This window comes from Mucilaginibacter sp. JRF, from assembly GCF_015223065.1.
Lineage (GTDB): Bacteria > Bacteroidota > Bacteroidia > Sphingobacteriales > Sphingobacteriaceae > Mucilaginibacter.
On record NZ_JADFBY010000002.1, the window covers coordinates 706,412 to 716,550 of the forward strand.

A 10,139-nucleotide genomic window follows, 5' to 3' on the forward strand; every position below is an offset into this window, starting at 1 on the left:
GTTAATTTATACAACAAAAGCCTCACATATGGAGGCTTTTGCCATTAAAAAAGCCCCGCTGTTGCGGGGCTTAGTATAAGGAGTTTATTTTAACAAGGGTTGTTATATCTCAAAAGAGAAGTCTTCGTCGGCTTTGGCGGTTTCTGGGGCTTCGTTAAATTCGTAGCGTTTTTCGTTAACCTCCTGGTTGGCTTTTATATACTCTACGGTATCTTTCAGGCCTTCGGCAAATTTTTCAAAGTCTTCCTTGTATAAAAAGATCTTGTGTTTTATGAAAGCGCCATCTTCAAGGCGTTTTTTACTTTCAGTTATTGTAATATAATAGTCGTTTGACCGGGTTGCTTTAACGTCAAAAAAATAAGTTCTTTTCCCTGCTCTTACCTTCTTTGAGAAAACCTCCTCACGCTCTCTGTTTTCAAAATCTCCCATGTTAACAAATTGTTGTGTTTTAGAATTGACTGGGATAAATATAAAGAAAAATTCAATTAGCAAGTATTTTCTTAGCAATTATGTTAAAGTTTGAAACTTTTATTATCAATTTTTGTATAAAACGGGACAGTTTAAACGCTTTCTTCTTCCAATAACTGCTTTTCGTACAAAGCAAAATAGGGGCCCTTCTGGCTCATTAAGGTATTGTGGTCACCTTGTTCAATTATGCTGCCTTCATCAAGCACCAATATATGGTCGGCATTTTTTATGGTTGATATACGGTGGGCAATAATCACGCTGGTTTTGCCCTGCATTACCTTACCCAGGTTGTTCAGTATCTCCTCCTCGGTACGGGTATCAACTGCCGAAAGGCAATCATCAAAAACCATGATCTGCGGATGCTTTAAAATAGCCCGCGCTATGGATACCCGCTGCTTTTGCCCGCCCGATAGGGTGATGCCACGCTCGCCTATCATGGTATCAAAGCCCTGCTCAAGCTCAATAATGTTATTATAAACGGCCGCGTCACGGGCGGCCTGCTCAACACGTGGCTGGTCCATCACATCAATAGCGAATGCAATGTTGCGGGCAATGGTGTCTGAAAAAAGGAAAACATCCTGCGGTACAAAACCGGTTTGCGAGCGGTAATTATCCAGGTCGAGCCGGTTTATCGGCGTGCCATCTATCAGTATCTGTCCGCCGGTGGTATCATACATACGCATTAGCAAGTTGGCAATGGTTGATTTGCCCGAACCTGTACGCCCGATGATGGCCAGCATTTGGCCGGGTTTTATAGTGAACGATACCTCGTTAAGTGCCTTAATGCCCGTATCAGGATAGGTGAATGATACATTGTTGAACTCGATATTCCCGGCTACGGTTTTTTTAATGCCGTTTACCGAGATGATTTCCGGCTGCTCATGCAAAAACTCGTTGATGCGCTTTTGTGAAGCCGCAGCCCTTTGTATCAGCGAGGTTACCCAACCCAATGCCATTACCGGGAACATCAGCTGGCTTAGGTACACAATAAACTCGGCTATGTTGCCGGGGGTGATGTTACCGTTCATTACCTCAATGCCGCCAACATATAATACAATAACATTGCTCAGGCCAACCAGCAACAACATCAGCGGGAAGAATAATGCCTGCACACGCGCTAGCTCCATAGAGTGGGTTTTGTAATCCTCGCTCTCGGCGGCAAAGCTTTTGCGAATAAAGGCCTCACGTACGTATGATTTTACCACCCGTATACCCGAAAATGTTTCCTGCACAAAGCCCGATAATGACGACAGGCGCTCCTGTATCATCTCGCTGCGGGTATTGATGATATTGTTAACGTAGTAAATGATACCCGCCAGTATAGGCATCGGCAATACCGAATAAATGGCCAGCTTTACGTTTACGGTGAGCATGGCATATATCACCAATATAAATAGTACTACCGTGTTTACGGTATACATAATGCCCGGCCCAAGGTACATGCGCACGCGGCTAACATCCTCGGTAACACGGTTCATGAGGTCGCCGGTGTTGTGGCGGCGGTAAAATGCCATGGACAGGGCCTGGTAATGATTGTATATCTCGTCCTTAAGATCGTACTCAATATGCCGCGACATCAGGATGATGGTTTGCCGCATAAAAAACAAAAACATGCCACGTATCAAGGCCAGCACCAGCACTAGCGCTCCGAAAAGCATCAGGCTCGCGCCAAAAATATCGTAAATGATCTGCTGGCGGTTAAACCCATCGTACAGGCGGTACAGGTCGATATTCTCGGCAACCAGATCAAACGCTATGCGGATAACCTGTGCAGGCAATACGCTGAATATGTTTGATGCTATAACGAAAAATATGCCCGGCAATAAGCGCCAGCGGTATTTTATAAAAAACTTATTGAGGTAAGCGAGGTGTTTCATAAGCCCTGGCGGCAAAGATAGGCAATTTGTTATGGCATGCACGGCAATTAACTATTGCGATTTTTTAGTGACATATCCGGAACAATAAAATCGTGCTTGGCTAACACGAAAAAAACACATACTTTTGCGCCGTACAACATTTAGCAAATAAATAAGTACATTAAGTACAAAAACAAGCTGAACCAAAGATCGTTCTTACACAATGTTAAACAGAAGGCACTTACGCGTAAAGGTATTACAGTCGTTATACGGCTATCACCAGTCGAGCAACCGCGACATCAAAATCCATCAAAAAAATCTTTTAAACAGCGTTGATTCCGTGTACGAGATGTACATCTGGATGCTTTCACTTATTCAGGAAGTGGTAGGCTACGCGGCAAACGATGCCGACGAGCGCGCCAACAAACACCTGCCTACAGCCGAAGATCTTAACCCTAATCTTAAAATTCTTAATAACCGTTTCATCGCCTCGTTAGCTGCTAACAAGGAGTATATTGCCGCGGTTAAAAAGTATAAGATTGACTGGACGTTTGATCCCGAACTTTTTAAATCACTGTTCAACACCCTGAAAGCCGCGCCTGAGTACAAAGAATACCAGGACAGGACTGAGGATTCGCTGCATAGCGATAAGGATATCATCAAGTTCATCTTTAAAAAGGTGATCCTGAAATCATCATTAGCCGAGCAGGTTTTTGAGGATAAATTTATTAACTGGCCGGTTGATAAGGATGTGTTACAAGCCCTGATCGCCAAAACATTCAAAAACTTCTCGAACGATAATTATGAGCTTAACAAGCTTGCCGAGGTTACCGTTAACTGGGAGGAGGACAGGGAATTTATTATCGAGCTGTTCAACGAGTGTGTTCGCCACGATGAGGAGTACCAGGCACTTATTGCCGTTAAAACCCAAAACTGGGAGCCTGAGCGTATAGCCATGATGGATACCCTGTTGATGAAGATGGCGCTTACCGAGTTCCTGAATTTTTCATCAGTACCGGTTAAGGTTACTATTAATGAGTACCTGGAGATATCAAAGGAATTTAGTACGCCTAAAAGTAACTCATTCATCAACGGTATACTGGATAAGATTTTGGCTGAACTTAAGGCCGCTAACAAGATCAAAAAAACCGGTCGTGGTTTAATTGAGTAAATAGTATTATTGAACCAACATTCAACCAATATTAGTATAAGTAAATGAAGAAAGTATTATTTAGCCTGGCTGCCTCAGTAATTATATTGGCTGCCTGTAATCAGCGTAACTCAGGTAATACCGAAAGTATTGAATCAAACACTACAGCTACTACCGAAGTTGACTCGGCCAATGCGCCTGTAGTTAAGTTTGAGGTTGAAACGCACGATTTTGGCAAGGTAAAAGCTGGCGAAAAAGTGAATTTTGAATATAAGTTCACCAACACGGGTAAATCTCCGCTGGTAATAATAAACGCTACTGCAAGCTGCGGCTGTACTGTGCCCGAGTGGCCTAAAACCCCTGTAAAACCGGGCGAGAGCGCCGCTATTAAAGTAACTTTTGACAGCGCCAACAAAAACGGCCTGCAAGATAAACTGGTAACCGTTACCGCCAATACCATACCTGCCCAAACCGTGGTGCATTTGGTAGGCGAGGTAACCAAGTAAGTAATAAAACTATATTAATTTAAATAAGAAAAGCTATGGGTTCTAATCCACAATCATTAATAATGATGGGCCTCATCATATTGGTGTTTTACTTCTTTATGATACGTCCGCAGATCAAGAAACAAAAAGATCAAAAGAAATTTTCTGATGAGCTTAAAAAAGGTGATAAAATAATCACAACATCAGGCATACACGGCCGTGTACTTGAACTGACCGAAACAACAGTTTTAATTGAAGTTGAAGGTGGCACTAAAATTCGTTTCGATAAAACGGCCATCTCTCTTGAAGCCTCAAAGGCGCTTAACGCACCGGTGGCAACAAAATCATAAATTAAGTTGTTAAATTTATAGTGCCGTTCAGTTTTTATAAATTGAACGGCATTTTAATTTATAACGATGCCCATATTAAAATTATCACCGGCAGAACGCAGACGGCTTACGGCATTCACAACCTGTATTATACTGGCTATGGTTGCCTGGGTATTCGCGGTACTATCAAACCCGCATAGCTTTACTATGCCCAAGGTGATCATTTTTAAGAATGTACCGCAGCGCAGGGCTTTCCGCTCGCTACAGTCTGATACGGTTAACGCTACCGTGCAGGGTAATGGCTGGCAAATGCTCTTCTCGCGCCTTAATGATGATAATAACAGCATCACGGTTGATCTGCGCACGCTCGATCAGCACGATTATGTGGTGTTAGGCTCGCAGTTACGGCGCATCAATACCAACCAGCCGACAAATCGGCAGATTATCGGCTTCGACCCGGATACGTTGTATTTCGATTTCTCGAGCCGCAGGGTAAAAAAGGTACCCGTTGAGCTGATTACCTCTATTGATTATAAAAAACAGTTCGCGCAATCGGGTGATATCGCTTTAAAGCCGGATATGGTAACTATTAGCGGCCCTACCGATCTGATAAGCCGAATAACCTCATGGAATACCGATACCCTGCAAATGGATAATGTGGATGAATCGGTTAACAAGCAGCTTAAACTGCAATCGGTTAACGAGATCAACATGACTGTGTACCCCAAAACCATACAGGTAAAAATACCGGTTGACGAGTTTACCGAGAAAACGCTGGAGATACCCGTAAAGGTTACCAATAATCATAACTACTACAACGTTAAGGTGCTGCCGCAAAAGGTAAAGGTAACCTTCATGACCTCGCTTACCGATTACCCCGATATGGACGATGCCTTTTTTGAGGCCACTGTAGACCTTAATTTGTGGGAGCAAAAAGGCTATAATACGCTGCCTGTAAAACTGAAACGTATACCTCCGTATTGCCGCATCGTAAAAATTGAACCGGCAGTTGTTGATTTCGTTATAAAAAAATAATGCTTAAAATAGGATTAACAGGTAACATAGGCAGCGGCAAAACCACCGTTGCAGGCGTGTTTGAGGTGCTGGGCATACCCGTATTTTATGCCGATGCCGCCGCCAAAAATGTAATGGTTACCGATGCCGAATTGATAGAAGGGGTGAAGCAAGCCTTTGGCAGCGATGCCTATTTTGCCGATGCCATACTTAATCGTAAACATATAGCCAATATTGTTTTTAATAACGCTGATGAACTGGCCCGGTTAAATGCTTTGGTGCATCCTGCCGTTTTCAGGGCGTTTGATGAGTGGGTGCTGCGCCAAACATCGGCACCGTATGTTATAAAGGAGGCGGCGATATTGTTCGAGAGCGGGTCATACAAAAAATGCGATCAAACCATACTGGTTTCGGCACCGCTGGAGCAAAGGCTGGAAAGGGTAATGCAGCGCGACGGCATCAGCCATGACGAAGCTGCCAGCCGCGACGCCCGCCAGATGAACGAAGAAGAAAAGAAAATACTGGCCAACCATATTATTATTAATGATGGCAGCCAATTGGTTATACCGCAGGTGCTTAGCCTGCATCAGCAATTTATAGCAGTTAAGGCCTGATGATACTGGATGATTTTGTGCAGTTTGATGCCCACGGCCTCTATTGCAAATACGGCAATTTTTATATCGACCCGGTGCATCCGGTTGATAAGGCCGTAATATCACACGCCCATGCCGACCATGCTGTTGCCGGTAACCGCGAGGTATGGTGCACCGCGGGCACACAGGCTTTTATGCAATTGCGTTACGCTAAAAATGCAGGCCGTATATTTAATATAGTGACTTACAGGCAGCCATTTAATATTGGCGGGGTTGATATAACTTTTATATCAGCAGGCCACATGCTGGGCTCGGCACAAATACTAATGGCTTACAAGGGTAAAACCTATTTATATACCGGCGATTTTAAGTTGCAACCCGATGCCACCTGCGACCCTTTGGAATGGGTGAAGGCCGATGTGCTGATCACCGAAAGCACCTTTGCCAATCCTGCCACCCAACACCCCGATCCGGTGGCGGAGATCAGCAAGCTGAATGATATTAAGATAAACATCCTGCTCGGCGCTTACGGCCTGGGTAAAAGCCAAAGGCTAATTCGTTTGATCAATGATCATGCTCCGCAAAAAACTGTGTTGGTACATCACCGCATAATGCCGCTAAATAGTGTGTATGAAAAGGCGGGTTTTAGTTTAGGCAAACACCAATTGTATAATCGTAAGCTGATGAAAAATCAGGAGGACTATGTGTACATAGTGCCGCCGTTCACCTTTGATAGCTACATCAGGGCTAAGGATGTAAAGAGGTTATTTGCCTCGGGCTGGAAGAATTTGCAGGTGAATAGCCAGGATACACTCTATATATCCGACCATGCCGATTGGAATGATATTTTGGAGATGATAAACCAGGTACGACCCCAACAAGTTTGGACTCTGCACGGCGATGGCAAACACCTGCGCGAGCATTTTAATGATACCCTGTTTGTTAAGCTGTTAAACTAATGCTTAAGGAGAATATCGATTATTATTTTAACGCCGATGGGTTGATGGTTTTCACAAAAGAATATCACACAAAACGCGGTTATTGCTGTAAAAACCAATGTTTGCATTGCCCCTGGAATTTTAGGGCTAAAAAACGGTATACACAAATTAAAAAATAATAAACATATTTGCCGTTTCGGCAATTATATACACTATGCGCATAGAGGACGAGATACAAAGCACTAAGTTTGAGGATAATTACCATAAGGTAATCATCAACCTTACATACACGTCGAGCTGGATGAGTAACCAGTCGCGGCCGCATTTTGAGAAGTATAACCTTACCTCGCAACAGTTTAATATACTGCGCATATTACGCGGGCAGTACCCCAAACCAGCCACCATTAACCTGTTAAAGGAACGCATGATCGACAAGATGTCTGACGCGTCGCGCATTGTTGACCGCCTAGTACAAAAGGGTCTGGTATCACGCTGCACGAACTCAAAGGACAGGCGCGCGGTTGATATCCAGATCAGTCAGCAAGGCTTAGACATTCTCGCCAAAATGGATGTGGAATTCAAGTCAAAGGATCTGCTAAAAGATAACATTACCCAGGAAGAAGCCGCGCAATTAAGCGATCTACTGGATAAGTTGAGGGGATAGTCTGTTACAGTAAAAATCCCGCTAAGGCGATACCGATACCCAGCAACACGGCTATCATTTTGCGCAGGTTGAATTTATGATCGGCGCTCGACTCAAATAATATGGTGGTTGATATATGGAGAAATATACCGATAACCACGCCCATAATACGGTTAAAGTATTGTTGCAGGTTGCCTATGCCGCCATTGCTTAGCGCGTTGCTCAGCAGGTAACCAGCAGGTGCCATCAGCGCGAAAAGCACGATAAAAAACACGATGCGCCCTTTGCTTTGATGGTGTGCGATAAGCACACTACCCAACGCGAATGATGCCGGGATGTGATGCAGCGCTATGCCGAAAACCAATTCATGCTGATGACCTTCGGCAATAGGCATGCCCTCTAAAAAGGCATGCAGGCAAAGGCTTACCATTATACCAAACGGAAAAGCGGCATGATCGTGCCCGTGCTTGTGTATGTGCCCGTGTTCAATACCATCCGAAAACTGCTCAAGCACTATCTGAAATATAAAACCGATCAGGATGAACACGCCCACCAGGTTATCATTGCCGTGGTAAGCATCAGGTATCAGGTGTAAAACGGTGATGCCAAACAGGTATGCCCCGCTAAATGCAAGCACTATCTTTAATAATTTATGATTGCCCCCCTTAAATAAAAAAACAGCGGTACCGCCAAAAAAGGCGCTGAAAAACAGGAGTAAAAGTTGCAGGTTGCTCATTAATTTATGTTAGAAACCGGGTTGAATTTTTTTGAAAAGTTGGGCCATGCCAAAGCCTACCACCATGCCGAATAAGGCGCCGCCTATTACATCAATAGGGAAGTGTACGCTTACATATACCTGGGCAAAGCAGATGCTTGCCGCCCAAAACATGCTGATGTACCATATCCACCGCCAGCGACGTGCGAAAACAAGACTAATAAAGGCCGCCATAGCAAAATGATCGCTGGCATGGGTTGACGGGAAGCTGTAACCCGAACCACAGCGCACACGCGGAATATCTTTTTCGGCGGTAATAGGGTCGCGGCAGGGGCGTACCCGTTGTATGGCGGGTTTGATGATGCTCGCGCTCACAAAATCGGCAACACCGGCGCTGGCGACCAGCATTAATACTATTACAATACCCGCTTTACGGTACTTATAAGTGCAAAAGGCAATGATGAAAACGTACAGTGGAATCCAAAAACGAGGATTACGCAAAAGTGGCATCAGCCAGTCGAAAAACGGGTTCGATAGGTCGTGATTAATAAAGTAGAATAAATGCCGGTCGAGTTGTAAAAGTTGTTCGGGCATCAGGGTAACGTTAGCGCCAATTTTTTTGCGAGTGCAAATATAGCCAATATATTGTCGGTTAAAACATGGTGGGCGTTACATTGTGTCAGTTGAATATAATAGTTCGGGTTTAAAAATAAAATTAACCAAACTATAGCTTAGGTTTTGTTTTTTGATATATTCTAATACGTTAGATTTATAATTATAGACTAACGTATTAAATCTAAATCCCCCAAAATATTTAAACATCGAAACTTATCACTCATGAATACTATATCAATACCTGCTCCAGATTTTCATTTTCAGAGTATCATTAAACTGAAGGCCAAGAATCTAATACAGTCTTATTTAAAAATACACACAATAGCTTATGATTATAGCTACGATAGTGAAAAGATACATGAGGTTATAATAGACAACTTATATCAATTCCCTAATCAAAAACAATTGACATTTTTTATTAATGAACTAATAATTCATGTTTTTAAGATTAGAGAGGAATTTGATCGTCAAAAAAGCATGTATGACATATCAGATAATTACAGATTAGAACAACAACTTATTGAACATAGCCGCCAAGTAGACAATTTTAATTTATTGCTTTTCTTTCTATATAATAAATTATCTGAGAATGGGATCAACGTAGACGGTGATGTTTTTTCATCAGAGGAAACTTCAAATATTCAAGATGCTTTTTATTCAATTAATCAAACTCTTGAAATACTTAAAATGGGACATCACGCATTAGGGGATGAGATTCAAGATGTAAAAAATATTCTTGAAAGATTGGAAAATATTTTAACGTTAGGTAAGGAGAATTTTTTTCAAAAGGCAACTGGTATAGCTGTAAGTTTAGCTACAGAAAAGTCTTTTGAATTTATTTGGGAGAACATAAAACCTAATTTTATTAAGTTATTAAGTGAATATCTCCCCGTTGGAGCACAGAAATTATTAGAATCAAAAATTTAATGAAACTGACCATTATAGAGTGGAGAAAATGTGGTTTATGGATATGTGTTAAATATAACTACTTTTGCCCCAAAGTTAATTTATAGTGACACTGATCAAATCAATAAGCGGCATCCGCGGCACCATCGGCGGCATGGCCGGCGATGGGCTAACGCCACTGGATATCGTAAAATTCACGTCGGCCTATGGCAGCTGGGCGGTAAAAAAAGCAGGTATCAATAAGATCGTTATCGGCCGGGATGCCCGCATCTCGGGCGAAATGGTGAGCAGCCTGGTAACCGGCACCCTGCAAGGTCTGGGCATTGATGTAATAGACCTTGGCCTGAGCACCACACCCACGGTAGAAATAGCCGTACCGCTTGAAAAAGCAGCAGGTGGTATCATCCTGACCGCGAGCCATAACCCC

Annotated in this window: 13 protein-coding genes and 1 pseudogene; 10 read left to right on the top strand and 4 right to left on the bottom strand. The window is 43.1% G+C overall.

The features are described 5' to 3' along the window. Positions 1-102: 102 nt before the first annotated feature. A complete protein-coding gene (locus IM792_RS08530; protein WP_194101400.1) occupies positions 103-429 on the bottom strand; it encodes a DUF3276 family protein in 327 nt (108 codons plus the stop codon). Positions 430-560: 131 nt separating this feature from the next. Next, positions 561-2,345, bottom strand: a complete 1,785-nt coding sequence (locus tag IM792_RS08535) for an ABC transporter ATP-binding protein (protein ID WP_194101401.1) — start codon at positions 2,343-2,345, stop codon at positions 561-563. A 202-nt stretch (positions 2,346-2,547) separates the two neighbouring features. Here IM792_RS08535 and nusB point away from each other — a divergent pair, with 202 nt between their 5' ends. From nusB to IM792_RS08575, 8 genes are all read left to right on the top strand, one after another. Beyond that, positions 2,548-3,495, top strand: a complete 948-nt coding sequence (nusB, locus tag IM792_RS08540) for a transcription antitermination factor NusB (protein ID WP_194101402.1) — start codon at positions 2,548-2,550, stop codon at positions 3,493-3,495. Between the two features lie 44 nt (positions 3,496-3,539). After that, entirely contained in the window at positions 3,540-3,980 is a 441-nt protein-coding gene (locus IM792_RS08545) for a DUF1573 domain-containing protein (RefSeq protein WP_194101403.1), read from the top strand. Between the two features lie 35 nt (positions 3,981-4,015). Then, positions 4,016-4,309, top strand: a complete 294-nt coding sequence (gene yajC, locus IM792_RS08550) for a preprotein translocase subunit YajC (protein ID WP_194101404.1) — start codon at positions 4,016-4,018, stop codon at positions 4,307-4,309. Between the two features lie 66 nt (positions 4,310-4,375). Next, entirely contained in the window at positions 4,376-5,323 is a 948-nt protein-coding gene (locus IM792_RS08555) for a YbbR-like domain-containing protein (protein ID WP_194101405.1), read from the top strand. Further along, positions 5,323-5,916 carry a dephospho-CoA kinase gene (gene coaE / locus IM792_RS08560; protein ID WP_194101406.1) on the top strand — a complete coding sequence of 198 codons (594 nt, stop codon included), beginning with the start codon at positions 5,323-5,325 and terminating at the stop codon, positions 5,914-5,916. Before IM792_RS08555 ends, coaE begins: the two co-directional genes overlap by 1 nt. Continuing rightward, on the top strand, positions 5,916-6,854 hold the full coding sequence (locus IM792_RS08565) for an MBL fold metallo-hydrolase (protein ID WP_194101407.1): 939 nt from the start codon (positions 5,916-5,918) through the stop codon (positions 6,852-6,854). The genes coaE and IM792_RS08565 overlap by 1 nt, the downstream gene beginning before the upstream one ends. Continuing rightward, on the top strand, positions 6,854-7,012 hold the full coding sequence (locus IM792_RS08570; protein WP_194101408.1) for a DUF5522 domain-containing protein: 159 nt from the start codon (positions 6,854-6,856) through the stop codon (positions 7,010-7,012). Before IM792_RS08565 ends, IM792_RS08570 begins: the two co-directional genes overlap by 1 nt. A gap of 35 nt (positions 7,013-7,047) precedes the next feature. Then, complete coding sequence (locus IM792_RS08575; protein ID WP_194101409.1) at positions 7,048-7,497, top strand: MarR family transcriptional regulator; 450 nt, start codon at positions 7,048-7,050, stop codon at positions 7,495-7,497. Between the two features lie 4 nt (positions 7,498-7,501). On the opposite strand, the gene IM792_RS08580 is transcribed toward IM792_RS08575, so the two are convergent. Continuing rightward, positions 7,502-8,212: a ZIP family metal transporter gene (locus tag IM792_RS08580; protein WP_194101410.1), complete on the bottom strand. Its 711-nt coding sequence runs from the start codon at positions 8,210-8,212 to the stop codon at positions 7,502-7,504. A gap of 9 nt (positions 8,213-8,221) precedes the next feature. Beyond that, positions 8,222-8,785 carry a phosphatase PAP2 family protein gene (locus IM792_RS08585; protein WP_194101411.1) on the bottom strand — a complete coding sequence of 188 codons (564 nt, stop codon included), beginning with the start codon at positions 8,783-8,785 and terminating at the stop codon, positions 8,222-8,224. 243 nt (positions 8,786-9,028) lie between these two features. On the opposite strand from IM792_RS08585, the gene IM792_RS08590 reads away from it, so the two are divergent. Together IM792_RS08590 and IM792_RS08595 are read left to right on the top strand one after the other, a co-directional pair. Next, a complete protein-coding gene (locus IM792_RS08590; RefSeq protein WP_194101412.1) occupies positions 9,029-9,733 on the top strand; it encodes a hypothetical protein in 705 nt (234 codons plus the stop codon). Positions 9,734-9,818: 85 nt separating this feature from the next. Beyond that, positions 9,819-10,139, top strand: a pseudogene (locus tag IM792_RS08595) (phosphoglucosamine mutase); the annotation flags it as partial.